This is a genomic window from Methylotuvimicrobium sp., from assembly GCF_050611805.1.
Taxonomy (GTDB): domain Bacteria; phylum Pseudomonadota; class Gammaproteobacteria; order Methylococcales; family Methylomonadaceae; genus Methylotuvimicrobium.
In genome coordinates this window covers 120,075-145,818 of record NZ_JBNGHF010000002.1, presented here as the reverse complement: position 1 = coordinate 145,818, position 25,744 = coordinate 120,075, and the positions used below count along the sequence as shown (strand labels likewise).

Below are 25,744 nucleotides of genomic sequence, written 5' to 3'. Positions count from 1 at the left end.
AAATTTTCAACGAAAACGAACCATAATGAACACAGAACTCCAAAATTTCAACAGATTCGTAGCGTCGATCGGCACTTTCCGTTTGCGCCCTTTGACCATTCCTAACGACATCGACCTGATCCACCGCTGGGTCAGTCTGGACTATGCCCGCTACTGGGGAATGCAGGGTTTCTCTTTGCAACGGGTCGAAGAGGAATACCGGAAGATCTGCGAGCAGGCTTCGGTCTATCTGGGCTATTGCAACGAAACGCCGGCGTTTCTACTGGAATGCTATGATCCGAGACTCGATCCGGTCGGCGAGCACTATGCTCCGCAACCGGGGGATCTGGGCATGCATATCCTGGTAGCGCCGGCCGTCCGCCCTATCCCCAATTTTACTCGAGCCGTGTTCTCAGTGATCATGGATTTCATGTTCAGCGACCCGGCGGTGCAAAGGGTCATTGTCGAACCGGATATCAACAACACGAAAATTCATGCGCTGAACAGGTGGGCGGGCTTCGAATACCGGAAGATCATAGAACTACCCGGCAAGCAGGCGCACTTGGCGTTCTGTACCCGGGAGCAGTTTCGATGCGCACTGGACAAAGCCTCAAAACCCGAGGAGCTTGTTTCGCACCTGCAGCCCGATCTGTGGACTCGAGCGAACAAACATCACCTGCGCAAGGCCATCAGTGAGTTCGCCCACGAATCGCTGATCGAGCCGGAGTTGCTCGAGCACAAAGGCGATTGGGGATGCTACCGGGTCTCCACCGACATGCCCGGAATCGAGTATCGTTTCCGCGCGCGGGTGTTGAGCCTGGAGCATTGGCACATCGATCCGGATTCCCTGGAGAAATTCGTCAACGGCGAGCCTGCGGAACCGGACTCCCTGAGTTTCATCGTCGAAATCCGCAACCGGCTGGGAATCGCTCCCGCCATGCTGCCCACTTACATGGAGGAAATCTCCAGCACCTTGTACAGCAGCGCTTTCAAGCACGCCAAGACCGGAGTCGATGTCCCGGCCTTGCTTCATGCCGATTTTCAGACCCTGGAAACCGCCATGATGGAAGGCCATCCCGCCTTTCTCGCCAACAACGGCCGCATCGGTTTCGATGCCGCCGACTATCATGCCTATGCGCCCGAGGCTGCCTCGCCGGTCAGGCTGATCTGGCTTGCAGCGCACAAAAGCAAGGCGGAGTTCTCTTGCACGGAGGACCTATCTTATCCGCAGCTAATGGAACAGGAACTGGGCGCCAAAGCCCTGGAAAAATTCAGCCTCCTACTGGAACGACAAGGCCTGGCGCCCGACGATTATTGGTTCATGCCGGTTCACCCTTGGCAGTGGTACAACAAGCTGGCGGTGGTTTTCGCCGCCGACATCGCCGCGAGCGAATTAGTCTGCCTAGGCTACGGAGACGACCGGTATCTAGCCCAGCAGTCGATCCGCACGTTCTTCAATACCAGCCATCCCCACAAGCGTTATGTGAAAACGGCATTGTCCATCCTCAACATGGGATTCATGCGCGGGCTGTCTCCCTATTACATGAGCACAACCCCAGCCATCAATGACTGCATCAACGATCTGATCGAGCAGGATCCCTATCTCTCGGAAAAACGTTTCAGCATTCTGCGCGAGGTCGCGGCGGTCGGCTACCGCAACCGCCATTATGAGGAGGCCGCAGACAAGCATAGCCCCTACCGGAAAATGCTGGCGGCATTATGGAGGGAAAGCCCAGTACCCGGGCTACAACCCGGCCAGCGACTGATGACCATGGCCGCACTGCTGCATGTCGATGCCCGCGGAACGGCCCTGCTGCCTGAACTGATCAAAGCCTCCGGCATCGACACGGAAGCGTGGCTGCGCCGTTACCTGGACTGCTATCTGAGCCCCCTGTTACACTGCTTTTATACCTACGACCTGGTGTTCATGCCTCACGGCGAAAACCTGATCCTGGTGTTGGAAAACCATGTACCGGTGCGGGCTATCATGAAGGATATCGCAGAAGAAGCGGCGATCATGAACAAGGATCTGGTTTTGTCGGAAAAAGTGCAGAGGCTAGCAGTGTACGTGCCGGAAGAATTGAAGATCCTGTCCATCTTCACCGACTTCTTCGACTTGATCTTCCGCTATCTGGCGCACATCCTGTTTTCCCATGATAACTATCCGGAAAAAAAGTTCTGGCGACTCGTGGCCGACTGCATCCTGGCCTATCAGCGCAGCCATCCCGAGCTGGCGGACAAATTCGCACGCCACGACCTGTTCGCGCCTGAGTTCATCCGCTCCTGCCTGAACCGGTTGCAGCTCGGAAACCCTCAGCAGATGATCGATTTGGCCGACCCGGCGAAAAATCTGAAGTTTGTCGGCACCCTGAAAAACCCCATCGCCGAATTCAGGCCCGAAGCGATGCGGCACGAATCGGAGGAGGCCTGCACATGACCGGGCGGGAATCGGGTGCTGCGACCGCCATGCCGGGCCACCGGTCTATAAAGATCTGGTACTGGCTGCACAAGTGGACCAGCTTGATTTGCACTCTATTCATGCTGCTGTTGTGCCTGACCGGTCTGCCTCTGATCTTCACCGATGAGATCGACCATGAGTTGGGTTATCGTACCGAAGCTCCGGCGCTGCCCGAAACAGGGCAACGGGCGGATCTCGACCGGATCGTCGCCGATGCGCTGGCGCGCAAGCCGGGGCATGCCGTACAGTTCCTGGTGGGCGATGCGGACGAGCCGAACCTTTGGCATGTCAGAATGAGCGAGACGGTGAATGCAGCAGAAGCCTCCGCGTTCTATAGCTACGATGCGCGCACCGGCGAGTTTCTTCAGGAATATCCGCTCGGGAAAGGCGTCATGAACGTGCTGCTTCGTCTGCACGTCGACCTGTTCGCAGGGCTCCCCGGCATGCTGTTTCTCGGTTTCATGGGCGTGCTGCTTCTGATCTCGCTCGTCTCGGGCACGGTGCTTTACGGCTTTTACATGCGCAAGCTGCGCTTCGGCACGGTCCGCCGGAATAGATCGCAACGGGTCAAATGGCTCGATCTGCACAACATGCTCGGCATCGCCACCCTGGTTTGGCTGTCAGTCGTTGGCGCGACCGGCGTCGTCAACACTCTCTCGGAGCCTATATTCAATCGCTGGCAGGCGACCGAACTGGCCGACATGACGGCGCCTTACAAGAACCTGCCGTCAATGGCCGGTAGTCCTGCCGTCGGGAGCGCCGTAGCCGCCGCCTACGCAAACGAACCAGGGATGACGCTCAGTTTCATGGCGTTTCCCGGCAACGGTTTTGCAGGGCCTCGTCACTTCGTCGCATTCATGCAAGGAGACACGCCCTTGACTTCCAAACTGCTCAAGCCGCTACTCATCGATGCCGAAACCGGCAAAGTGGTAGACAGACGCGAGTTACCTGTTTACGTTAGCACTCTATTGCTTTCCCGGCCTCTACACTTCGGCGATTACGGCGGCCTACCGATGAAGATATTCTGGGCGCTCCTGGATCTCATCGCCATAGTCGTCTTGATCAGCGGTCTGTATCTGTGGATAAAAAAACGCCATGTCTCCTTCGAAGCCCGCTTCGGTTTAGCGCCGCTACCGGCTCAATCTCGCGAACCGGCTTAGTTGAAAAGTCGTCATGCGCAGCACACTGAATAAGCGGCAAATTTGGGGAATTCCGCTCCTGCTAGGCTTGACTACAGCGGTTGGACTCATCGCTGCGCTGATGGGTGACGGTGTATTGGATGTGGTTTCTTGGATCGCCCTGGCCATTCCCATTGCAACTATACTGCGCCATACACTGCGGAAGTTTTGACTGCAAGGATGGAATTCGAAAACCACCGATATCACAAGCAAATTGTTGACAGAGAAATACTGGTTTTTTTCAAGCCGGTTCTGATTCGATTTCAGATCAAAACGTTACTCACGTAACGACACCGAACCATTACGCTTGAAAAAGCATTTCACCACGAAGAGCATGAAGAATAAGAAGTTTAATTTAATAACTCGTTACGCGTTTGTATAAAACTTTCGCTCATCCGAGAGGTTAGAGAGGATGTCCGGCAACCTTTGAATTACTTTATGAACTTCATGGTTAAACTACCGATTTTAGGATTGCTGCTGATCCCAGGCTTTTTCGATGCGCTTTTCCGAAATAGGATATGGTGTTTTTAGTTGCTGAGCGAACACCGACACGCGAAATTCTTCGAGCATCCAGCGGAACGCTTCTTGTTCCGGCAGCACGACGGTTTTCTTGGCCCGGTTCGCGACATCTTTCCAGTAGCGCGTGCAATAACGCTGCACGAGCGGAATTTTCGGCGCATCGCCGGCGATTTTATCGAGACGGTAATCGATCGCCTTCAGATACCGCGGTATTTGCTTGAGTTGCGTCAGCGGCGTATTGCGAATAAATCCCGAATAAATCATCAGGTTCAACTGTTCGTTAATATCGATGACCGAGGCGTTGTCTTGCTGCAAACGAGATAGCCGGTTTTTGATCGCAACAATAATCTCGACGATGTCCAGCGCGATTCTGCCCACTTCGTTCGAAAACGAAATCAGTTCGCCTTTGTGCTCTCGAATGCTCTGTTCGAAAGCCGACTGCGACCTGATCGAACGGTCACCGACAAACAATTCCGAAAACACCGTATAGAGCAAGTCTTCCTTGTATGAAATGCCGTGATAGTCCTTCAACAGCGGATGATCCGGTAATTGATTGACGAAGAGCTCCGCAGCCGGCTTATGTGGCATATTTTTCGTCAGATAAGTTTTTTCCTTTTTCAATTGTAATTGGAACAACCGGGTCAAACCGGCTCTGTGCAATCGGTCGGCTTTTTCACGCGTATCGAAAATCTTGACGCCGACCGAATCGCCTTCGTCGACGATTGCAGGGAAGCCAATGAACGACTGACCTTCGTGTATGAATTCATAGGTTTCCGGCAAATCATCGAAGGCCCATTGAATGCAGCCTGTGAAATTCAATTCATCGGCGGCCTTCTTGTCGAAACTTTCGCCGGCCTCGACCGCATATTTATCCTGCAGTTTTTTTAGATCACGGCCGTAGTCGAGCAACTTACCGTGCTCGTCGACGATGCGGAAATTCATCGTCAAGTGCTCGGGCAGGGTTTCCGGATGCCACTCGGTCAACGGGATCGCCTCGCCGGTCAATTTGCGCAGGCGCATACCGAGCCATTCATATAATGAACCTTTAAAATCAGGCTCGATTTCGAGACACTGCTTGGCCGTTTGTGGCACCGGCACGAAATGCTTGCGTAGCTGTTTCGGCAACGACTTGATTAACGCGATTATTTTTTCCTCGATCATGCCCGGCACCAACCAATCGAAAGGTTGCGCGCTCACTTGATTGAGTTGATGTACCGGAATGACCGCGGTCACGCCGTCTTCATCGTGACCAGGTTCGAAGCGATATTGCAAAGCGAAGGTTAGGCGTCCGACTTTCTTGCTGTCCGGAAAATCCCATTCGTTGATGAAATTATCCTGTTCCCGCGTCAAATCCTCCTTGGTTAGGAACAAAAATTTCGGGTTGTCGCGCTCGACGCTTTTACGCCACTGATCGAACGTAATACCGTTGACGACCGATTCGGGAATTTTTTTGTCGTAAAACTGATACAACCATTCCTCGTCCTCGATCAAATCGACGCGCCGGCCCTTGTGCTGAATGTAGCCGACTTCTTCGAGTAATTGCTGATTGGCCTTGAAGAACGGCGCATAGGTTTGATAATCCTGATTGACAAGACCGAAACGAATGAAATAATCGCGCGCCGCCTTCGGATCGACGTGTTCGTATGGAATCTTGCGCTTCGCCCGCAAAGTCAAACCGTACAGTAGCGTGCGCTCGTAGATGCCGCTACGACCGGCCTTTTTCTCCCAATGCGGATCATAATAATTACGCTTGACCAGATGTCCGGAACAGGCTTCGATCCATTCCGGTTCTATGCGTGCGACCGTGCGTGCATAAACCTTGCTGGTTTCGACCTGCTCGGCGGCCATGATCCATTTCGGACGCGCCTTGTGCAGTCCCGAACCCGGAAAGATGAAAAACTTGAGTCCGCGCGCGCCGAGATATTCGTATTGTTCGTGCCGGAAGCCGATATTCGACAACAGGCCCGGTAGCAATGCACGGTGAATTTCGCCGTAACCGGCCTCAATCATGTTCGGCTTCAGCTTCAACTCGCCTTTGATCACCTGCATGATCTGCGCATGAATGTCGAACCATTCCTTCATGCGGACATAGGATATAAACTGATCCTTGCAATATTTGCGAAGCTTGTTGTTCGACAGATGCTTTTTCTGCTCCTCGAAATGATTCCATAGATTCAGCAAGGTCAGAAAGTCTGATTCTTCATGACGGAAAACGGCATGTTTCGCATCGGCTTGCTGCATCTTGTCGGCCGGTTTTTCACGGGGATCTTGGATACTCAACGCCGCGACAATAATCGATACTTCATGGAGGCATTGATACTCGGCAGCTGCCAACAGCATCCTGGCCAATTTAGGATCGGTCGGCAACATGGCCAGTTGCTTACCGGTTTCGGTCAAATTACCCTGTTTATCGAGCGCATTGACTTCATGCAGCATCGTTTTGCCGTCGCGGATCATCTTGTCCTCGGGCGGCTCGATGAACGGAAAATCCTCGATATCGCCGAGGTTCAGCGCAATCATCTGCAGAATCACCGACGACAGATTTGTGCGCAGAATTTCCGGTTCGGTAAACACCGGGCGTGCTTGAAAATCTTCTTCCGAATACAGGCGAATACAGATACCTTCGGCGACACGGCCGCAGCGCCCTGCTCTTTGATTCGCGCTGGCCTGAGAGATGCGTTCGATCGGCAGACGTTGAATCTTGCTGCGATGACTATAACGGCTAATACGCGCGTGCCCGGTATCGATCACGCAGCGAATGCCCGGCACCGTCAACGACGTTTCGGCTACATTGGTCGCGAGCACGATGCGCTGTCCGCCTTTCGGCTTGAATACCCTCTCCTGTTCGGCGACGCTCAATTTCGAATACAGCGGCAGAATTTCGTATCCGGTCGGATGATGCTTGCGCAGCGATTCGGTCGTTTCGCGTATTTCCCGCTCGCCGCTCAAAAATATCAAAATATCGCCGCGCATGTCGCGCGACAGTTCGTCGACGGCATCGAGAATCGCTTGTTGCAGATCGGCCGTCGTTTCGTCATCTTCCTCGATCTGGTTTATTGGCCTGTAGCGAATTTCAACCGGGTAGGTGCGACCAGATACCTCAATGATCGGCGCATCGGCGAAATGTTTCGAAAAACGCTCCGGGTCTATCGTCGCCGACGTGACGATCAATTTCAGATCGGGACGCTTCGGCAGCAGCCATTTCATGTAACCGAGTAGAAAATCGATATTCAGGCTACGCTCGTGTGCCTCGTCGATAATGATCGTATCGTACCGATTCAGATACGGATCGTTTTGCGTTTCGGCCAGCAAAATACCGTCGGTCATCAATTTGACCAGCGATTCCTTGCGCGTTTGATCGTGAAAGCGAACTTTATAACCGACCGATTTGCCGACCGGCTCGCCCAACTCCTCGGCAATGCGGTCCGCAACCGTGCGCGCGGCGATGCGGCGCGGTTGCGTGTGACCGATAAAGCCGGCAGAACCTCGGCCGATAGCCAAACAGATTTTCGGCAACTGCGTGGTCTTGCCGGAACCGGTCTCGCCGCAGACGATAACGACCTGATTGTCCAGAATCAACTGCGCGATTTCGTCTTTTTTGCCGCTGACCGGCAAATCGGGAAATGAGATGGCGGGAATCGACGCGCGCCGTTTCGAAAACAATGCTGCCGATTGTTCGATGCGGCCGCTCAAGTCAGTGAGTTTGTCGGACGGGACCTTGCCATTTTTGGCATCTTGGCGCAAACGGTCGAGTTGGCGTTTAAGGCGATGGCGGTCTTGATTCAGACATTCCGGTAATCGATGGGCAAGTTGTTTGAATTGTGCGTGTATGGACATTCGCTTTAGGCGATAAAAATTAGCATTATAACGTTAAACTTGATCATTTAGAGATTTGGCCAAGTTTACTTTGATTAATTTATGAATCAAAGCATGATTTTGGCATCCATTGTAAGAATTACTAAGTAAATATTTCTGAGTATGTTACTATGGATTTTGTAAGGTCATATCATGAGGCTTGCTCATGGCAAGGCCCTACATTGGCTAAAGTTAGACAAGACGCTCTATATGCGCATCAGGTTTGCGGAACACGCGTCTTACCCGCGTTCGTAATCCCGAGGTTTTAGCAATAGCCAAAATTATTAACTCACAAAAGGTAAACTAGAACATGAAATTTTTAAAACAGATCGTCATCGCTCTCGCCGTCACTTTTTCCATAGGAAGCTTCACTCAAGTCATGGCCGCAGGAAAGATTGAAAATGCAACGCCGGAAGAAGTCGCCGCATCTATTGCAGGCGCCGCGCAAAAGTCAGAGGATGCTTTGGCTGCACTGAAAAACGGCGAAGCTGACGAAACTGTACTGGAGCTGATTAAAGGAGCGCGTCAAGACTCTAAGCGCATTGAAGTTGGCAGATTGGATGTCAAAAGAACTAGAGCTGCAGGTCATTTGAAAAAAGCACGTAGAGCCGTCAGAAAAGGCGACAAAGCTCAAGCCGAGGCTTCTTTAATCGAAGCAATTAAAGGCTACCAAGAAGTTAAAGCCGAATATTAATTTACGTTAAACCGGCGCTTGGGCGACTGCAGGTTGCCCAAGCTTGACCAAAACCGCAAGATTTCAATAGGGTTCTTGCAGCCAAACCCCCATCCCGTGTAACTCCCTCCTGAGACTCCGCTCTCCGCAAGCAAACCTACTTTTTAATTTAGAACAGCCCAAAAAGTCTGCTAAAATTGCGTCCTTTTTACTGTGCATAATAAAGGATCGCTATGTCGGAATTCCATAATGTTTCTGTCATCAAAAAAGCTAACGTCTACCATAACGGTAATGTTACGAGTCGTACCGTTAAATTTGCCGACGGTAGTATCAAAACTTTAGGCTTTATGTTGCCGGGAGAATACACTTTTAACACCGCCGATAAAGAATTGATGGAGATAATCGACGGAGAACTTGAGGTTTTATTGCCGGACTCTGAGCAATGGCTAAATGTTAAGGGTGGCGAATCGTTCGATGTTCCTGCGAATTCGCAATTTCAAATCAACATCAAAAGCCCTACCGATTATTGCTGCTCTTATTTCAAATAACGCGCGCGGATTCAAATAACAATTACTCTTCCCAATATTTAATCATCATCAAATCAATGCTTAGTCGGTCTTTACCGGATAGACTCTACCGGAAAGATCGACAACACTCCGGTCGGCAACCCCGAAGACTTCGATATCATAAGGTAGCTTTGCGTAATAACTGTCATGCTGATGCCCATGAAAAATTTTTTTTACCCCCATGGCCTTGGCAATATCATCAATCACTCTAAAACCGTATTCATGGCAACCTGGCGCTTCATGCGTCACCAAGATATCGGCTTTAAGGCGTTTCAATGATTCCACTTCGTCATGCCAAATCGCTGATTTTAATTTAAGCGATAATCCATTTTTTTTAATATGCCCGGACTGGTTAGCGAGATAATGCGCTTTGTTTTTCCATCGGGGCTTTTGTGGCGGATACCAGATGCGTCCAAGGAATATTCCGCCTAAACCGGCTATTCGAAGCCCGGCGATTTCATGGACTTTCAAATGAAGGCCGTATTCGGCCAATTCGGAGTTGAAAAGATAATGATAACGGCGTGGAAAGTCGAAATCGTGGTTGCCTGGAATCCACCAAATTCGTGTCAAAGCGATTATCTTTTGTAGATAGTGCTCCAAAGGCCGTTCAAGGTCGCAATCGCCTAATAAAACTACTGCATCAGGTCTGTTTGCAATCGCCGAATCAATCAAGGATTGAAAATCTCCATGGGGATCTCCGGCAAATAAAATCCTATTATTCCGGCTCATAGAATATCGATAGACATTTTGAAGAAACCTCTTGGTATAGAAAAGTAGCCGATTTTGACGTGCGGAGGTATTTCAAGCAAGTGAAATTCCTAAACACCCTTTGCCGATTAAATTGAAGCGTAATAGGTCTAAATAAAAGCCCCTTACAATCCAGATAAGCTATCCAGTACACGCTCGATTTCTTTCACCGAATGATAAAAGTGCGGTGAAAAGCGGACTCCTTGACCTCTCAATGCGCAAACGATACCGCAGGCTTGCAATTGCTCGAACAACAGTTTATTCGACAGTGTTTTATGTCTAAATACAACAATGCCGGATTTTAATTTACGAGTTCGGTGGCTAATCAATTCCAAGCGTTCATTTTGCATAATGCCTTCGGCAAGCCGATCGGCATTGCCGATAACCGCTGCTTCAACATAATCCATACCGGTTTCCAGCAATAATGACAAACTGGCCGACAAGGCATGAATGCCCAGTATATTGGGACTACCGCACTCGAATCGCTTCGCGCCGGGATGTACTTCCCAGGGCTTGTTTTCATAGTTGTGGATATGTTTAACCATGTGCCAGCCGAACTGAGTCAATTGCAATTGCGCTCGGGCGGCCGGATGAGAGTAAAAAACCCCCAAGCCTTCGGGGCCGCACATCCATTTATGACCGTCGGCCATCACAAAATCGGCTTGATAGGCTTGCACATCGAATTCAACAGCGCCTAAACTTTGAATCGCATCGATGCAAAAAAGAATCCCGTTGGCTTTACAAAAACGGCCTATTTTTTCCAAATCCAGTCGCAGACCGGAAGCGAATTCTATCGAACTCACGGTCAATAAGCGTGTATTGTTGTCGACTAATGCAAATAGGGCCTCTTCCGGGGCGTAAGTACCGTTCAAGTCTGCCTGGCGAAATTCGACGCCCCGTCCTGCCAAGGATTGCCAGGGTATTCGATTCGAAGGAAACTCCTCGTTCGTCGAGACGATATTGTCGCCGTCGTTCCAATCCAAGCCGTAAGCGACAAACGAAAGCGCTTCTGACGTATTTTTAACCAACGCGATATCGTCAGACGAAGGCGCATTCAACAAAGCTTGAAATTGACCGCGAAGCTCGTTTTCTTTTTTGAGCCAATCGGGGTAATGGTAAGCACCGAACTGCGTATTTTGCTCGGCAAATGCTTTTACGGCATTGCATGCCCGTAGTGGCCACGGAGCAACAGCAGCATGGTTTAAATAAATTAATTCCTCGGCCAATGGAAATTCAGGATGATTCATACGTCAAGTCCGTTCTAGTAATGTCCCAGGGAAGACTAAACAAGCAACTGCCGTAATGCAAGCATCTGCGTCAATTAGACGCGCCTGTCACCGCCGAATCAGACCCGATCGAAAGTGAATGCCATGCATTCTATGGCGTAAAAACCAATACAACGATAAAATAGCCGGTTTTATAAAAATCACCTTTTAATCCCTAGAGGCCATTATGAATCAAGATACCATTAACCTAGTTCAACAATACTACGCAGCTTTCAATGCCGGCGACATGGATACCTTTTTAAACTTGCTGACCGATGACGTCATTCACGATATCAATCAAGGCGAGCGCCAAATCGGCAAAGAAGCCTTTACGCAGTTCATGGCTTGCATGAACAATAATTACAAGGAAGAATTGGTCGACATGGTCATCATGGCCACCCCGGACGGCAAACGCGCCGCCGCGGAGTTCGTTGTCTTGGGCGAATACTTACAAACGGACGAAGGCTTACCGGAAGCTGCCGGACAAACTTACAGACTGCCTGCGGGCGCCTTCTTCGAAATCCGCGATAACAAAGTCGCTCGCATTTCCAATTATTACAACTTGGAAGACTGGATTGCTCAAGTTAATAGCTAATTCGGCTTTCAATCGATTCCCGAGTCCCGGCGCGGGAATCGAATGCCTAAATTTCCAAATCCGGCGGACCTGATTACCACGTTCCGGTATTTTGCATCGACGCCCAAGGTTCTCTCGACTCCAGCGGCTCGCTTTTTTGCAGTAACTCGATCGAAATTTGATCCGGCGAGCGAATGAAAGCCATATGACCATCCCGAGGCGGCCGATTAATCGTAACGCCTGCATCCATCAATTTTCGGCAAGTTTCGTAAATGTCGTCGACCTCGAAAGCCAAATGGCCGAAGTTGCGGCCGCCGGTGTATTCCTCAGGGTCCCAATTGTAGGTCAATTCCAACAACGGCGCCTCTTGGATCTCGGCCTGCTCCTTATCTTTCGGCGCCGCCAAATAAACGAGCGTAAAGCGGCCCGGCTCGCTCTCCATTCGCTTGGTTTCGATCAATCCGAGCTTATTGCAATAAAAATCCAATGCTTCGTCCAAATCGCGAACCCGGACCATCGTGTGTAAATAACGCATGTTGTTGACTCCTTATATTTTAAATAGACGAGTTTATGGGAATTCCACTCTGAGATTCAACCTTCCAACCTTACTCAAAATTGCCGAATTTTGAATACCCTCAAACCACCGAAGTGCTATTATCGGCTTGTGCCATTCATGGTGCTCATATAACATAGTTATGCACTTTTTAGAAGTTACAGAGGCTATCCCTATGTGCAATACCTGCGGTTGTAATATCACGCCCGGTAATCGTCCTTTCGTTTTAGCGGAAAAACCGACTAACGGTACCACGACGGTCACGGTGCTGAAAAATTTACTCGCCAAAAACGATAGCCAAGCCGAACATAACCGGAGCCATTTCGATGCCCGGAAGGTCTTGGCGATCAACCTGATGTCCTCGCCCGGCTCGGGCAAAACCGCCTTGCTCGAAGCGACGATCAAGCGACTGAACGGTTCTTTAGGTCTGGCCGTAATCGAAGGCGATCTTGAAACCGAGAACGATGCCGCCAGAATTCGCGCGCATGGCGTACCTGCGCATCAAATCACGACAGGGACTGCGTGTCATCTCGATGCGCATCTGGTTCACGATGCCCTCCATCATATCGACTTGTCGTCTATCGATATCTTGTTCATAGAAAATGTCGGCAACCTCGTTTGTCCAGCCAGTTTCGATTTAGGCCATCATCTGAACGTCACCCTGCTCTCGACGACCGAAGGCGACGACAAACCGGCCAAGTATCCTGTCATGTTCCGAGCGGCGGATTTGATGCTGATCACTAAGACCGACTTATTGCCGTTTCTCGACGATTTTTCACCGGAAAGGGCCGAACAAGCACTACGTAATTTAGCCAGTAAAGCGCCGGTGTTTAACCTATCTTCTCGGCAAAATGACGATTCCGGATTGGATGCCTGGATCGATTGGCTGCACCAACAACTCCAAGCGCATCGAAATAAACTGGCACAACAACAAACGACACGCCCGAACGTCCAGCGCGACGGCCAACTATTACACGCCGATCCGGCGCAAGTCCGCTTTCGCCCGGTTGTTAAAGCCGGCGCACCAGCCTGAGGTCTTCCGATGGCACTCGACGCACGACAATGGCTCGATAAAATCCGCGCACTGCCTTTGACCTCGCCGATGCGCATCATGAACGTTTGCGGCGGTCATGAGCGTTCGATTTCGATGGCGGGACTCAGAAGCGCCCTGCCCGACATGATCGATCTGATTCCGGGCCCCGGCTGCCCGGTTTGCATTTGTCCGGAAGAAGATATTTATCAAGCGATACAAATCGGCTTGAACGAACCCGATAGCATCGTCGTGGCGTTCGGCGATATGCTGCGCGTGCCGGTCAATGTTTCGAGCAAATCAGTACGCTCTCTCGAACAAGCCAAAGCCGCCGGCGCTGACATTCGCCCGATCGCCTCGCCTTCCGAAGCGGTTCGAATCGCGAAATCCGAACCCGGTAAAACCGTCGTGTTTTTCGTCGCCGGTTTCGAAACAACTTGCGCCCCGGTCGCCGGCATGCTCGCCGAAGGCATCCCCGATAACTTATTGCTGCTAATGAGCGGCCGCCTGACGTGGCCGGCGGTTGCAATGCTACTCGACTATGAAACGCCCTCGTTCGATGCGCTGATAGCCCCGGGCCATGTTTCAACCGTGATGGGGCCTGAGGAATGGCAATTCGTCGTGGACCGCCACGGCTTCCCGGCCGCGATTGCCGGTTTCACGCCAGACAGTTTATTGGCGGCGATTTATTCTGTCTTACGACAAAAACTCGACGGCCGAATTTTTTTGGATAATTGCTACGAACAAGTCGTTAAACCGCATGGCAATCCAACTGCCCGCCGATTAATCGAAAGCACATTGACGATCATTGACGCCCCTTGGCGAGGAATCGGCATCATACCGGCATCGGGACTTGAGCTTAGCGCCGGCTATGCACAGCATAACGCCCGGCTTCGTTTTCCCGTTCATGCCGAAAATGCGAGAAAAAATGCCGGTACGATGCCGCCGGGCTGCGACTGTGCGAGAGTCGTGCTGGGACGCATCAAGCCGGTCGATTGCAAGCTCTACGGCGCCTCCTGCACGCCGCGCTCGCCGGTTGGGCCGTGCATGGTTTCCGATGAAGGCGCCTGCCGAATTTGGTGGTCGTCGGGAATCAGGACTCAATCAACCGAACACGAAAAAACAACCTGCACTTAATTTGCTGAACCCGCCTTGTATTGAAACCCATTCAAACACCTTCTTCTTGCAAAACCGATGCGCGCCGCTTGATAGTCGCCGGCCAAGTGCAAGGCGTCGGCTTTCGTCCTTTCGTATGTCGTTTGGCTCATGAATTAAACTTAAGCGGTTGGGTTATCAACCGGACCGGTACCGTTGAAATTTTGATACAAGGCGAGCCGAACCGGATCGACCGGTTCATGGAACGTCTCATTGATAACGCCCCTCCTCTCGCAAAACCGACACTCGCAAGTTGGCAAACCGCCGAGCCCGACGACCTGGATTCGTTTTCGATTCTCGATAGCATTGCCGAGTCGGCTTCTGCCATTCACATACCGCCGGATTATTATTTATGCGGCGACTGTCTTGCCGAATTGAATGAACCGAAACAGCGCCGTTACCGTTACCCGTTCATCAATTGCACGCAATGCGGACCCCGTTACACGCTGATCAAAAAACTGCCATATGACCGCGTCAACACCGCGATGGCCGAATTCGAGATGTGTTCCGACTGTCGAAAAGAATACGAAAATCGCCTGGACAGGCGATTTCACGCTCAACCTTTGGCATGCCAGGTCTGCGGACCGTCATTGACTTTTTACATCCCCGGCGAAAAACCCATTTCGGATACCGGAAAGGCCTTGACCGCCTGTATCGAAGCCTTACGTGCGGGGGCAATCGTTGCGGTCAAAGGAATCGGCGGTTATCACCTGATCTGCGATGCAAGCTCGGAGGCAGTAGTCCAACGCTTGCGAGAACGAAAACAACGCGCCTGCAAACCGCTCGCGGTTCTCCTTCCTTGTCGCGGTCCAAAAGGTCTAACAGCCGTGATGGAATACGCAGAACCCGACCCGGCAGAATTGACTTTATTGCAAGACCCGCTCCGTCCTATCGTCTTGGTCGAGAAACGAAACGGCAGTCCACTGGCCGAATCCGTCGCGCCCGGTATCACCGAAATCGGCATCATGCTGCCTTATAGCCCATTGCATCATCTATTAAGCGCCGACTTTGGCGGTCCGTTAGTTGCGACATCCGCCAATATCAGCGGCGAACCCGTCATGACCGACGGAGATGAAGTCGAGAGGCGGTTAAGCCGGGTAGCCGATGCTTTTTTACATCATAACCGTCCGATATTGAGACCGGCGGACGATGCGGTCTTCAGAAAAATTGCCGGTAGCATGAGACCGATTAGACTGGGCCGCGGCTGTGCACCTTTGGAAATGACACTCCCGTTTACGTTACAAGAGCCGGTGCTTGCAGTGGGCGGACACATGAAAAATGCCATAGCATTGGCTTGGGACGACCGCGCCGTGATATCTCCGCATATCGGCGACCTCGGATCGAGGCGGAGTCAGGAAGTCTTCGAACAAACCATAAACGAGCTCGCAACGCTCTACGGCATAAGCGTCAGAAAAGTCATTCGCGACGCGCACCCTAATTACAGGTCGAGCCGATGGGCCGAACAATCGGGACTTCCAGTAACGCAAGTATTTCATCATCATGCCCATGCCTCGGCATTAGCCGGCGAATACGGCTTATTCGAAACAATGCTGGTTTTTACCTGGGACGGGACTGGCTACGGTGAAGACGGCACGATCTGGGGAGGCGAAGCGTTATTGGGCAAGCCCGGGGAATGGCGACACGCGGGATCTTTAAAACCCTTCAGAATACCCGGCGGCGACAAAGCTGGTCGCGAACCGTGGCGAAGCGCAGCGGCTTTATTTTGGGAATGCGGCCGGGAATGGCAAGAATGCCCATTCCCTACCGAACTCTTGAAAAAAGCTTGGCAACACGAGCTCAATGCACCCTTATGCAGTTCCGCCGGTAGATTGTTCGATGCCGCATCGGCATTGCTAGGGCTGGTATCGAAAGCCGATTACGACGGCCAAGCTCCGATGGAACTGGAAGCTTTGAGCGCCGATAGCGGACCGGGGCCAATGCTGCCCTTGGAACAAAACGGAAACGGTATTTGGCGGAGCGACTGGACGCCTTTATTGGCAATGCTGCAGAATAAGAAATTATCTAAACAGGAACGAGCCGGTCAATTTCATGCAAGTCTAGCCGAAACGATCCGAGGCCAGGCTATCCGGATTAGAACAACGCACCGAATCGACAGGATTGGTCTCTGCGGCGGCGTGTTTCAAAATAAGCGATTGACCGAATTGGCGATAGAATACTTGAAACAGGAAGGCTTCGAGGTTTATCTACCGGAACGGTTACCCGCCAATGACGCCGGCATCAGTTACGGACAAATCATCGAAGCCTGCTCGGTTTGAACCATTGTCGACAAACTCTATACTTTTCGTAGCGATAGTCACTGGATTAATGACAATTTAGAGCTGACCCGATACAGTTTGACTTATTCTGATTTCACGCAAAAACTGACTAGCCCCCGCACTTTACTGCCATTAAGTTAAGCCATTCGTAGTGAGCCTGTTGAGCCATGAACAGCTTAACAAATCAACTCGGACTTTTCTGTTCTCCTTTCGACTTAGTTCAGCACGAACGGTCTGTAACATATGCTAACTGCTCTTTTTATGTTCAAGGCCTTTGCCTTTGCAAGACAGCACTCCGCATTTAATTGATCAGTTCCCTGCATTTAAAGCCCATTAGCACTTGGTCACCCTCTTTTTTAAAAAAATAGTTACCTCCGGGTTCATTCGATTTAAATCCCTTAAATTCTGCAAGCCGCAACACATTTATTCTCGCTGCGTAAGTTTCACGAAAGTTTCAAGAAAGTTTCGCGAAAGCTTGGTGAAAGGCATGTGAAAGTATTAATCAATAACATGAGCTTGCCCCATTTTTAAAAGGATTGAATATGAAAAGAACAATCTTGATTCCGACCGATTTTTCGGTGGAATCGCTGAATTTGGTCAACTATACCCTAGCTAACGCCGGAGACGACAAGCTGTATTTCGTTTTGACGCATTGCCGATTTCTTTCCGATTGTCCATCGACCTTTTGTATTTTTCAAAGACCGAATTGCTTCAGTCCTTGAAGAATCCAGAATTCAAAAAAGCATGCAAGGCCTTACGTCAAAGTTATTCAGCCGACAAAGTACTAATTAAAACGGAACTCTTTACCGGCTTGAATCAAGCCGCTTTCAAAACCTTTATCGACGGCAACCAAATCAATGAAGCCGTCATTCCGAAACGTTACAACCCTAGGTTAAACCGGCAAAAAAGCTTCAATCCGATTCCTTTCATTCGCAGAAGCCACCTGAAAATCACCGAAGTTTCATTAGGCGCTAAGCAAAACGCCCAAGGTAACCAAGACTTAATACTATTGCCGAATGGCTTCCTACGTGCTTAGGGTAATCAAGTCGGGCATTTGTTAACTTGATATTTTGCAAGCAATTTATGAGAACTATTAAAAAACATATTCAAGAAGGATTAGGCGGCTCCGATATTAGCAAAATAGTTGCTCTGCTCGATTTTTCAGAACCTTCCGCCGATTGCTTAGCTCACGCGACTGCAGTCAGGTGACAACTATTCTCTTGGGTCGTGTAACCTCGCAGGTCATTGCCGAAGCTCAAATACCGGTACTCGCGATCAAGCATTTCGGCGATCAAATGAGCATCATGAAAGCTTTATTGGCCAGCCGATTCTGGGAACGGCCGAATCCTAAAACTAACTAAAGGAGAAACGATAGATGACGTTTAATCCTCCGGAAATTCCGGGGGATTAAACCTACAACGACCAAAGAAAGAACGGCAAAAAACACCCGTTGGCTCGTTAACGAGCAACCGAGGAAACAATGTAATTTACAGCGCGATCAAAACCATGAAAATCTTACTCGTAGAAGACGATGCCGTTCTGGCGGATGGATTGGCATATACCCTCTCCCGATCCGGCTATGATGTCACCTGTGCACCGAACGGAAGTTATGCGGAAGGCGCTTTGCTCGCGCAAGACTTTGACCTGTTGATACTAGATTTAGGATTACCCGACATGGACGGCAGCGAAATCTTATGGAAACTGAGAATGCGCAAAGATACGGTTCCCATCTTGATTTTAACGGCTCGAGACGGATTAAACGACCGAATTGATGGGCTTAAGCGCGGCGCGGACGATTACATGGTGAAACCATTCGATTGCAGGGAATTGGAGTCACGCGTCCATGCTCTAATTCGTCGAAGTTACTGCGGTTTTAGTAAAGATATTGTGGTTGGCAGGCTAACCCTCGACACCCTTGAGCACCAAGTTCTAGTCGACGGAGATCCATTGATTTTGTTTCAGCGCGAATATGGCGTACTTGAAACGCTTATGCTACAGGCCGGATACGTAGTCAGTAAGGATAAAATCGCTCAGCGTTTATCGACTGGCGGAGATGAACTAGGCGATAATGCCATAGAAGTCTATATACACCGTTTACGTAAACGTCTAAAGCCTTTCGAAGTCAATATCAGAACTATAAGAGGGTTGGGATATTTGTTGGAAAACGGCAAAAATACTTAAATTTTGCGCGACTGGCCGGTATATTGCGGGATTAAGTGATTGAAACGTTTCACGTTACGATCTGTGAAACCTATCAACACCACGACTCATAACCAAAACGATTCATCTTTTATTTCGTTGAGTAAATAAGGACGTATTCACCCAGCGCCTAAATTCCATAGCCCATTGGTTACTGTGAAAGTTCGTAGATTTGGACTCTTTATATCTAATTTTTCGATATACAAAGCTCGGCAGAGAAAATGTCGGCTCCGAAGAGGGCGCGGTTGCTCGACCGGCAGGCGTCGGCGGCAGGGCAGATTTTTGCTCCTGCAAAATCTGCATTCATGCCATCCATGGCAATCAGATTCCGCCGTCGAGCCTACACGGACGTATTCACGGCGTCCTGTCAAGCGAGTCATCAAACCGCCAAAAACCTTCTGCTTGTATAAGTTATTTTGTGCATATTCCTAAGGTATGTTTGACAGCTCGAAGACCTAACATATCCGCGGCAGTGGGTCGTCTTCAAGCTCCTCTAGTATTCGTTCTCCGCCTAACGCCGTCTCCAAAATCACCTGGGCCCTACCGGCATGAACTTCGCCGATAATCGCCGCATCGCTACAACCCGCGCTACGCATTCTTTTAAGCGCTTCTTCGGCATCGCCGGCACTGACTACGGCCATTACCCTCCCTTCGCAGGCTAAATAATAAGGGTCGTAACCTAGGATTTCGGCGACGGTTTTGACTTGTTCGTTAATCGGTATCGCCGTTTCGACCAGTTTGACCGTGTCGGCCACAGCCGAGGCAATTTCGTGCGCGACAGTCGCTATTCCGCCTCGGGTCGGGTCGCGCATAAATCGTAACCCGGGCAGATCCAGCAATGCACGCGTCACTGGGAACACACTTGCCGCGTCCGATTTTAACGTTCCGCTCAAGCCGAATTGCTCCCGCGCCAACAACACGGCACAACCATGATCGCCGACAGTTCCGCTAAGCAAAATGCAATCGCCGGCCTGAATATTATCAATACCCAGATTAATCGATCGACTACGCTGTCCGACCCCGGTTACGGCAAAATAAACACCGCCGCCCTGCCCCCGGCGTAATACTTTGGTATCGCCGGCTACGATATCAACGCCGCATTCTCGGCAAGCTTCAGCCATACTTCGAATAAGCCGATCAAGCACGACTATCTCCAAGCCTTCTTCGATAAATGCGTTGAGACTGAAGTAACGCGGCGTTGCGCCTGCCACAGCCAAATCGTTCACTGTTCCATGGATAGCCAGGCTACCGATATTACCGCCGGGAAATTCTAATGGATCGACCGTAAAACCGTCCGTCGTGATCATCAACTCACCATCCGGTTCGTCGAAAGGCATGGCGGCCGCATCGGCCCGGGTATCGAGCCAGGCATTATCGAGATATTTGGCGAATAAATGCTCGATCAATTCGCGCATGAAACGTCCACCATTACCATGTGCAAGCGTAATGTAGGTATCGGAAAATGAATGTTCTGTTATCATGATGACTTTAGTAAAAATCTTAGGTGGGTGTGTTTTTTAGGATGCGCAAGCCGTAAAGCCATTCAACAATCACGACTCTATTAACTGCTTTTGCCGCCAAGATACTAGCATGTTATAAAATCAATTGCCCTGGAGCGTTAAACTGGTTTTTTTACTACAAGCACTAAGTTTTATCCTCAAATTAGCCGAAAAGGTGTGACATGAATAAAAAGTCAATCAATGCAATTATCGGAATCACCGCGTTCTTCGCTTACGGTAATGCGGCTCAAGCCCATACCTTCGGCGCGGAAGGCGCGGGTTTTGCCGAAGGATTCATCCATCCGTTCATAGGCGTCGATCATTTGCTGGCGATGCTGGCAATTGGCATTTGGGCCGTACAATTGGGTCATAAAGCGCTATGGCGCTTGCCGGCCGCTTTTGTCGGTACGATGAGCCTGGCGGCATTATTGGCCTCGTATGGACCGGTCCTACCTTTGTTGGAATTAGCCATTGCCGCAACGGTATTGTTTTTAGGTATTATATTAATGTTTTCGGTGCGTTTACCAATCGCCGCCGGTATACTGATCGCCGGTTTATTCGCAAGCGTTCATGGCTACGCGCACGGATTGGAAATGCCGCAAGCCGCATCGCCTTTATTTTACGGCGCCGGTTTCATTGCAGCGACCTCACTAGTCCATGCGTTCGGCATTACGATGGCCGTGCTAATTAAACGCCAGCTTTGGTTGACTAGAGCCGGGGGGCTCGCAATTGCGACCGCAGGACTTTACCTAGCCACTGCCACAATTTAAAACTCATTTCAGGAATTCTCATGTGTCTTGCCATTCCTATGCAAATTGCCTCTATTAACGGTAGTCGCGCTGTTTGTTCGACCAAAGGCATCGAACGAGAAGTCAGTTTGTTTCTACTGCAGGATGAGCCGATAGCCATCGGCGATTATGTTCTCATCCATGTCGGCTACGCAATCCAGAAAATCAGTGCAGAAGAAGCACGATCGACCTGGGAATTACTCGATCAAATGCTGACCGAGGATGCGGAGCATGCATGAACTGTCGCTATGCGAGGATTTGCTGGATCAGGTAAAAAGTCTGGCACGGCAAAATCAAGCGACAAAAGTTGCCAGCATCACGGTTAAAATCGGTGTTTTATCGGGTGTAGAGCCTTTATTGTTGCAAAGTGCTTTTGAAATCAATCGCGTCGATACGATAGCCGATGGTGCCGTTTTGATTATTGAACGACAAGCGGCGCAAATCGTCTGTGAACAGTGCGGCATCGAGTCGGAGGTACCAGCTAATCGGCTCTATTGCCCAATCTGCCAAAGTCGGGAAACTCGGCTTACTGCCGGCAGCGAAATGATTCTCGAAAGGCTTGAATTGGATACTTTGGCTTGATTGTTATGTTAAAACTCATGTTTGCTTTGGCTTAGCTAATTGAGTTATAAATAAATCACTATCGGTATTTCATAGAAAATTGTTTTTGGCACGACTATTTTACTCACTATTAATTAAGGTAACTTCATGGCCGATTATAAAAAATATCAATGTTTAGAATGCGGACATATTTACGACGAGCAATTAGGCGATCCGGATAGCGGAATCGCCCCAGGTACTCGTTGGGATGATATTCCTGATGATTGGGTTTGCCCTGAGTGCGGAGCTGAAAAAAGCGCTTTCGAGCCACTCTAAGTACAATTGCCATGAAAGTCGTGATAATCGGATCGGGGTTTGCCGGCATAACCTTTGCCGAAAAACTACATACTTTAAACCCCGACGCTCGTATCACCGTGATAACACGGGAAAGCGACGGCTTTTATTCTCGGCCGTTGCTTTCTCACGGCTTCAGCAAGGATGCTATAGAGCAATCCATCATTCTCAAAACATTTGAAACTATTCGCCAAAAAGGGATTGAAGTTCTAACAGAGACCGAAGCGGAAGTTATCGATCGCCACCATAAAATCGTCAATTTGGCAGCCGGATCGAGAAAAACAACTATAGACTATGATGTTCTAGTTTTAGCCCAAGGCTCTGCAGCCTTCATCCCGCCGACCTTAATGGCCGATCGCAATAATTTTCATCTCCTTAACAGCCTTGCCGACCTCAAAGAATTACGTCAGATACGCAATACGTTGTTGAACAAGAACAAACCGCCTCATTGGGCAATTATCGGCGGCGGCTTAATCGGTTGCGAAGTGGCATCGGATTTAGCCGTTTCGGGTGATAAAGTCAGCTTGTTTCATGCCATGGATCGTTTGATGGAGCGGCAGCTGAGCAATGGAGACTCGGCAAAACTGCTTAAAATTTTGAAAAATAGCGGAGTTAACGTTTTATTTAACCAATCTGTCACCGGCATCGACAAGAAAAGCGGCGAAATACTTGTTAATTCCAATAACGGCGGTAAATTTGATGTGGCTCTAGTCTCTTGTGGATTCAAGCCGAGAACTGAACTTGCTGCCGCAGCGGGACTGGCTGTCAACCGAGGGATAAAGGTGAATTCATTCATGCAAACCACCGATCCGGCCATCTTTGCAATCGGTGACGTCGCCGAACTACCTAACGGTAAACTATATGCCTTTATTTTGCCGATACGCGGGCAAGCACAATGGCTGGCTGAATACTTAGTCGATGAAGATATTCAACCTTGGATAGCCCCGGACTTTAAGCCCAAATCGAAGGTACATGGTTTTGTCGCCGATAATCCACAGTTTTTTTAATTTTTGATCGATTACTACTGCCCAGTCTTTTGATTCACACTACCATATAAACCGATTACCATGCATTCGTTTATCGACGGCCCGGTTTTAAGCTTAATCATCGCCAGTATTGAAAACCGGACACCTTCGACACCGGTTATCGAAGCGGTCAACGAAAGCGCAATCGCGCTTTTTGGTTATCAAACGCAACAGCTAATCGATAAACCTCTCGACAGACTATTATCACCGTCTAATCCTGAGAAATTTTGGCAGGAAATGCTGGAGAAAATGCCTTTCGAGCAAACCAGCGTCAGTTTTCAAGCCGAACTGAAGGATGCAACCGATTCTCCATTTCCCGCATTGATTTCATTATGCCGTCTTGCTTTAAGCGAAGCCGATAATGTAAGCCGATTTGCTTTGCTGATTCAAAAGCTTGGTGAAAAAACTCAGCTCGACATCAACCTTATCTTAATGCTCAGAGCCGTTGAGCAAAGCGCTAGCGCAGTTATTATCACCGACCCTTCCGGACGCATCGAATACATTAATCCGAAATTCTGTGAAATGACCGGATACTCTAAGGAAGAACTACTCGGTTTTAACCCGAAAATTTTGCAGTCGGGCGATACGACAGCCGAGCAATATCTAAACATGTGGCAACAACTGTTAAGTCGGGGCGAATGGCGCGGAGAAATTAAAAATCAAAAGAAAAACGGTGAAGATTACTGGGCGTTTGAAAGCATCAGCACCATAAAAAACAGCCAAGGTCAAATTACGCACGTTCTCGCTGTCGAAGAAGATATCACCGAACGCAAGCATTTTGAAGCGGCACTTAAGGAAAGCGAGGAACGGTTTCGGCAAATGGCCGAAATGACCGGAGAATGGCTGTGGGAGCAAGATCCGAACGGATATTACATCTATAGCAGTAATGCGGTCGAAACCATCATCGGCTATATCCCTGAAGACGTCTTAGGAAAGCACTATACGGAGCTGTTGACACCTCAAGATCAAACCAGCTTTCAGACTTTTTCTTCGGTACATAAACCTTTCTATTCGCTACTGAATCATTATCGTCATAAAGACGGACACGAAGTAATCGCTGAATCTACCGGATTACCGATTACCGACAAACAAGGCAATTTGATTAAATGGCGCGGCGTGGACAGGGATATCACGGCACGTAAACATTATGAAGACGCATTAATAGAAAGTGAGAAAAGAACAAGGTTAATTATAGAAACCGCGCTCAATGCCATTATCATCATGGATTCCTACGGCATCATTACCGATTGGAACCAAAGAGCCGAACTCATGTTCGGATGGTCTCGCGAGGAAGCAATAGGTCAAAATGTCGCCGGGTTGATTGTTCCTAAACGCTTTCGTAAATCGCTGAACGACGAACTGCAAACTTTTTTGCAAACCGGCAAAAGCCCGGTTTTGAATAAACTGACCGAACAGATCGCTTTACGTAAGGATGGTGTCGAATTTCCTATCGAACTCAGTGTAGCGCCGCTAAAAATCGGCCATGCTTACGAATTCAGCGGATTTGTGCATGATATTACCGGGCGAAAAGCCGCCGAACGCCAAATACGCATGGCCCAGGTGAATTTAGCCATTGCGCAAAATGAAATGAGAATTGCTCAAAACATACAAGCATCGTTGCTTCCCTCTGCACCGATTATATCGAATCAGTTCAAAATCACCGGGTTTTGCCTACCTGCAACGCAAGTCGGAGGCGATTATTTCGATTATTTTTACCGTGACGAAACACATCTCGACATAGTCATTGCCGACGTCTCAGGTCATGCCGTGGGACCCGCTTTATTTATGGTTTCGGCAAGAAGCGCCATTAGGGCGCAAGCGCATTGGCCGGCATCGCCGGCGCAAACGCTTAATGTGTTAAACGACTTTCTGTTTGCCGATCTCAACCATTCCGACTACTTTATCACCTTATTCTACCTGCAATACGATACGCAAACTCACCACCTAAAGTATGCCAATGCCGGACATCCGCCTCCTCTACTTTACCGTCGTGATCGAGCTCAATGCGAGCAACTCGACACGGACGGTCTCATCGTCGGCGTTCGGGAACATGTCGAATTCGAGGAAAAAAGGACTATGCTGGCCGAAGGCGATTGTTTACTTCTTTACACGGACGGCTTGACCGAGGCGGAAAACCCCCAAGGCGACTTTTTCGGTACCGAACGGCTCGTGGATATTTTTTCTCAGTCCATTGAATACGAGCCGAACACCATAATCGATCATATTGTTCAACAGCTCAAACAATTTTGCCAAACCGAAGTGTTTAATGACGATATTACGCTGATGGTGTTTAAGAGGGTGAATAGTGAATAGTGAATAGTGAATAGTGAATAGTGAATGGACTGCTTGCTTGGATTTAGGTTCGGAAATACTTATTAATTTTTCTCTATTGAATTCAGTGTCCTGCGCTTACTGCAGTTGGTAGAGACATTTCCGCTTTTTTACAAGCACCGCTGGGTTTACAAAACCCGTCCGGCTAGTCATTCACTATGTACCTTTTACTATTTACTA

23 protein-coding genes are annotated in these 25,744 nt (G+C 49.6%); 18 read left to right on the top strand and 5 right to left on the bottom strand.

Going from position 1 to position 25,744, the window contains the following annotated elements; all coding sequences use genetic code 11:
• Positions 1-25: 25 nt before the first annotated feature.
• Together ACRJJO_RS02065 and ACRJJO_RS02060 are read left to right on the top strand one after the other, a co-directional pair.
• Positions 26-2,416, top strand: a complete 2,391-nt coding sequence (locus ACRJJO_RS02065; RefSeq protein ID WP_431064313.1) for a GNAT family N-acetyltransferase — start codon at positions 26-28, stop codon at positions 2,414-2,416.
• Complete coding sequence (locus ACRJJO_RS02060) at positions 2,413-3,597, top strand: PepSY-associated TM helix domain-containing protein (RefSeq protein ID WP_431064312.1); 1,185 nt, start codon at positions 2,413-2,415, stop codon at positions 3,595-3,597. The genes ACRJJO_RS02065 and ACRJJO_RS02060 overlap by 4 nt, the downstream gene beginning before the upstream one ends.
• Positions 3,598-4,080: 483 nt before the next feature.
• On the opposite strand, the gene hrpA is transcribed toward ACRJJO_RS02060, so the two are convergent.
• Complete coding sequence (gene hrpA, locus ACRJJO_RS02055) at positions 4,081-7,971, bottom strand: ATP-dependent RNA helicase HrpA (RefSeq protein ID WP_431064311.1); 3,891 nt, start codon at positions 7,969-7,971, stop codon at positions 4,081-4,083.
• Positions 7,972-8,299: 328 nt separating this feature from the next.
• Between hrpA and ACRJJO_RS02050 the strand changes: the two genes are divergently transcribed.
• Both ACRJJO_RS02050 and ACRJJO_RS02045 read left to right on the top strand, forming a co-directional pair.
• Positions 8,300-8,683, top strand: coding sequence for a hypothetical protein (locus ACRJJO_RS02050; RefSeq protein WP_431064310.1), 384 nt, complete (start codon positions 8,300-8,302; stop codon positions 8,681-8,683).
• A gap of 212 nt (positions 8,684-8,895) precedes the next feature.
• Positions 8,896-9,210, top strand: a complete 315-nt coding sequence (locus ACRJJO_RS02045) for a pyrimidine/purine nucleoside phosphorylase (protein ID WP_431064309.1) — start codon at positions 8,896-8,898, stop codon at positions 9,208-9,210.
• A 60-nt stretch (positions 9,211-9,270) separates the two neighbouring features.
• On the opposite strand, the gene ACRJJO_RS02040 is transcribed toward ACRJJO_RS02045, so the two are convergent.
• Positions 9,271-9,957, bottom strand: a complete 687-nt coding sequence (locus ACRJJO_RS02040) for a metallophosphoesterase family protein (RefSeq protein WP_431064308.1) — start codon at positions 9,955-9,957, stop codon at positions 9,271-9,273.
• Positions 9,958-10,100: 143 nt separating this feature from the next.
• On the bottom strand, positions 10,101-11,222 hold the full coding sequence (locus ACRJJO_RS02035) for an aminotransferase class V-fold PLP-dependent enzyme (protein WP_431064307.1): 1,122 nt from the start codon (positions 11,220-11,222) through the stop codon (positions 10,101-10,103).
• A 205-nt stretch (positions 11,223-11,427) separates the two neighbouring features.
• On the opposite strand from ACRJJO_RS02035, the gene ACRJJO_RS02030 reads away from it, so the two are divergent.
• Entirely contained in the window at positions 11,428-11,835 is a 408-nt protein-coding gene (locus tag ACRJJO_RS02030) for a ketosteroid isomerase-related protein (protein ID WP_404361276.1), read from the top strand.
• Between the two features lie 73 nt (positions 11,836-11,908).
• Here ACRJJO_RS02030 and ACRJJO_RS02025 read toward each other — a convergent pair whose 3' ends face one another.
• Positions 11,909-12,349: a VOC family protein gene (locus tag ACRJJO_RS02025; RefSeq protein ID WP_431064306.1), complete on the bottom strand. Its 441-nt coding sequence runs from the start codon at positions 12,347-12,349 to the stop codon at positions 11,909-11,911.
• 193 nt (positions 12,350-12,542) lie between these two features.
• Between ACRJJO_RS02025 and hypB the strand changes: the two genes are divergently transcribed.
• The 7 genes from hypB to ACRJJO_RS01990 all read left to right on the top strand — a co-directional run bounded on the left by hypB (position 12,543) and on the right by ACRJJO_RS01990 (position 19,009).
• Positions 12,543-13,400 (top strand): hydrogenase nickel incorporation protein HypB, encoded by an 858-nt coding sequence (gene hypB / locus ACRJJO_RS02020; protein WP_431064305.1) that lies wholly within the window; start codon positions 12,543-12,545, stop codon positions 13,398-13,400.
• Positions 13,401-13,409: 9 nt separating this feature from the next.
• Positions 13,410-14,534: a hydrogenase formation protein HypD gene (hypD, locus tag ACRJJO_RS02015; RefSeq protein WP_431064304.1), complete on the top strand. Its 1,125-nt coding sequence runs from the start codon at positions 13,410-13,412 to the stop codon at positions 14,532-14,534.
• A 20-nt stretch (positions 14,535-14,554) separates the two neighbouring features.
• Positions 14,555-16,828, top strand: a complete 2,274-nt coding sequence (gene hypF, locus ACRJJO_RS02010) for a carbamoyltransferase HypF (protein WP_431064303.1) — start codon at positions 14,555-14,557, stop codon at positions 16,826-16,828.
• A 542-nt stretch (positions 16,829-17,370) separates the two neighbouring features.
• Complete coding sequence (locus ACRJJO_RS02005; RefSeq protein WP_431064302.1) at positions 17,371-17,550, top strand: hypothetical protein; 180 nt, start codon at positions 17,371-17,373, stop codon at positions 17,548-17,550.
• Entirely contained in the window at positions 17,547-17,864 is a 318-nt protein-coding gene (locus ACRJJO_RS02000) for a hypothetical protein (RefSeq protein WP_431064301.1), read from the top strand. The genes ACRJJO_RS02005 and ACRJJO_RS02000 overlap by 4 nt, the downstream gene beginning before the upstream one ends.
• Positions 17,865-18,033: 169 nt before the next feature.
• Complete coding sequence (locus ACRJJO_RS01995; protein WP_431064300.1) at positions 18,034-18,189, top strand: hypothetical protein; 156 nt, start codon at positions 18,034-18,036, stop codon at positions 18,187-18,189.
• A 145-nt stretch (positions 18,190-18,334) separates the two neighbouring features.
• Entirely contained in the window at positions 18,335-19,009 is a 675-nt protein-coding gene (locus ACRJJO_RS01990; protein WP_404361269.1) for a response regulator, read from the top strand.
• 473 nt (positions 19,010-19,482) lie between these two features.
• Here ACRJJO_RS01990 and hypE read toward each other — a convergent pair whose 3' ends face one another.
• A complete protein-coding gene (gene hypE / locus ACRJJO_RS01985; RefSeq protein WP_431064299.1) occupies positions 19,483-20,508 on the bottom strand; it encodes a hydrogenase expression/formation protein HypE in 1,026 nt (341 codons plus the stop codon).
• A gap of 200 nt (positions 20,509-20,708) precedes the next feature.
• Between hypE and ACRJJO_RS01980 the strand changes: the two genes are divergently transcribed.
• The 6 genes from ACRJJO_RS01980 (at position 20,709) to ACRJJO_RS01955 (ending at position 25,546) form a co-directional block, all read left to right on the top strand.
• Positions 20,709-21,296, top strand: coding sequence for a HupE/UreJ family protein (locus ACRJJO_RS01980; protein ID WP_431064298.1), 588 nt, complete (start codon positions 20,709-20,711; stop codon positions 21,294-21,296).
• Positions 21,297-21,316: 20 nt separating this feature from the next.
• On the top strand, positions 21,317-21,553 hold the full coding sequence (locus tag ACRJJO_RS01975) for a HypC/HybG/HupF family hydrogenase formation chaperone (protein WP_341328889.1): 237 nt from the start codon (positions 21,317-21,319) through the stop codon (positions 21,551-21,553).
• Entirely contained in the window at positions 21,546-21,896 is a 351-nt protein-coding gene (gene hypA / locus ACRJJO_RS01970; protein ID WP_431064297.1) for a hydrogenase maturation nickel metallochaperone HypA, read from the top strand. Before ACRJJO_RS01975 ends, hypA begins: the two co-directional genes overlap by 8 nt.
• Positions 21,897-22,022: 126 nt before the next feature.
• Positions 22,023-22,190: a rubredoxin gene (locus ACRJJO_RS01965; RefSeq protein ID WP_404361265.1), complete on the top strand. Its 168-nt coding sequence runs from the start codon at positions 22,023-22,025 to the stop codon at positions 22,188-22,190.
• An 11-nt stretch (positions 22,191-22,201) separates the two neighbouring features.
• Positions 22,202-23,215: an NAD(P)/FAD-dependent oxidoreductase gene (locus ACRJJO_RS01960; RefSeq protein WP_431064296.1), complete on the top strand. Its 1,014-nt coding sequence runs from the start codon at positions 22,202-22,204 to the stop codon at positions 23,213-23,215.
• 60 nt (positions 23,216-23,275) lie between these two features.
• Positions 23,276-25,546, top strand: a complete 2,271-nt coding sequence (locus ACRJJO_RS01955) for a PAS domain S-box protein (protein WP_431064295.1) — start codon at positions 23,276-23,278, stop codon at positions 25,544-25,546.
• The last annotated feature ends 198 nt before the right edge of the window (positions 25,547-25,744 follow it).

Coding starts and splice junctions, on each gene's coding strand:
- ACRJJO_RS02065 (WP_431064313.1), top strand. CDS start 26: ATGAACACAGAACTCCAAAATTTCAACAGATTCGTAGCGTCGATCGGC.
- ACRJJO_RS02060 (WP_431064312.1), top strand. CDS start 2,413: ATGACCGGGCGGGAATCGGGTGCTGCGACCGCCATGCCGGGCCACCGG.
- hrpA (WP_431064311.1), bottom strand. CDS start 7,971: ATGTCCATACACGCACAATTCAAACAACTTGCCCATCGATTACCGGAA.
- ACRJJO_RS02050 (WP_431064310.1), top strand. CDS start 8,300: ATGAAATTTTTAAAACAGATCGTCATCGCTCTCGCCGTCACTTTTTCC.
- ACRJJO_RS02045 (WP_431064309.1), top strand. CDS start 8,896: ATGTCGGAATTCCATAATGTTTCTGTCATCAAAAAAGCTAACGTCTAC.
- ACRJJO_RS02040 (WP_431064308.1), bottom strand. CDS start 9,957: ATGAGCCGGAATAATAGGATTTTATTTGCCGGAGATCCCCATGGAGAT.
- ACRJJO_RS02035 (WP_431064307.1), bottom strand. CDS start 11,222: ATGAATCATCCTGAATTTCCATTGGCCGAGGAATTAATTTATTTAAAC.
- ACRJJO_RS02030 (WP_404361276.1), top strand. CDS start 11,428: ATGAATCAAGATACCATTAACCTAGTTCAACAATACTACGCAGCTTTC.
- ACRJJO_RS02025 (WP_431064306.1), bottom strand. CDS start 12,349: ATGCGTTATTTACACACGATGGTCCGGGTTCGCGATTTGGACGAAGCA.
- hypB (WP_431064305.1), top strand. CDS start 12,543: ATGTGCAATACCTGCGGTTGTAATATCACGCCCGGTAATCGTCCTTTC.
- hypD (WP_431064304.1), top strand. CDS start 13,410: ATGGCACTCGACGCACGACAATGGCTCGATAAAATCCGCGCACTGCCT.
- ACRJJO_RS02005 (WP_431064302.1), top strand. CDS start 17,371: ATGAAAAGAACAATCTTGATTCCGACCGATTTTTCGGTGGAATCGCTG.
- ACRJJO_RS01990 (WP_404361269.1), top strand. CDS start 18,335: ATGAAAATCTTACTCGTAGAAGACGATGCCGTTCTGGCGGATGGATTG.
- hypE (WP_431064299.1), bottom strand. CDS start 20,508: ATGATAACAGAACATTCATTTTCCGATACCTACATTACGCTTGCACAT.
- ACRJJO_RS01980 (WP_431064298.1), top strand. CDS start 20,709: ATGAATAAAAAGTCAATCAATGCAATTATCGGAATCACCGCGTTCTTC.
- ACRJJO_RS01975 (WP_341328889.1), top strand. CDS start 21,317: ATGTGTCTTGCCATTCCTATGCAAATTGCCTCTATTAACGGTAGTCGC.
- hypA (WP_431064297.1), top strand. CDS start 21,546: ATGCATGAACTGTCGCTATGCGAGGATTTGCTGGATCAGGTAAAAAGT.
- ACRJJO_RS01965 (WP_404361265.1), top strand. CDS start 22,023: ATGGCCGATTATAAAAAATATCAATGTTTAGAATGCGGACATATTTAC.
- ACRJJO_RS01960 (WP_431064296.1), top strand. CDS start 22,202: ATGAAAGTCGTGATAATCGGATCGGGGTTTGCCGGCATAACCTTTGCC.
- ACRJJO_RS01955 (WP_431064295.1), top strand. CDS start 23,276: ATGCATTCGTTTATCGACGGCCCGGTTTTAAGCTTAATCATCGCCAGT.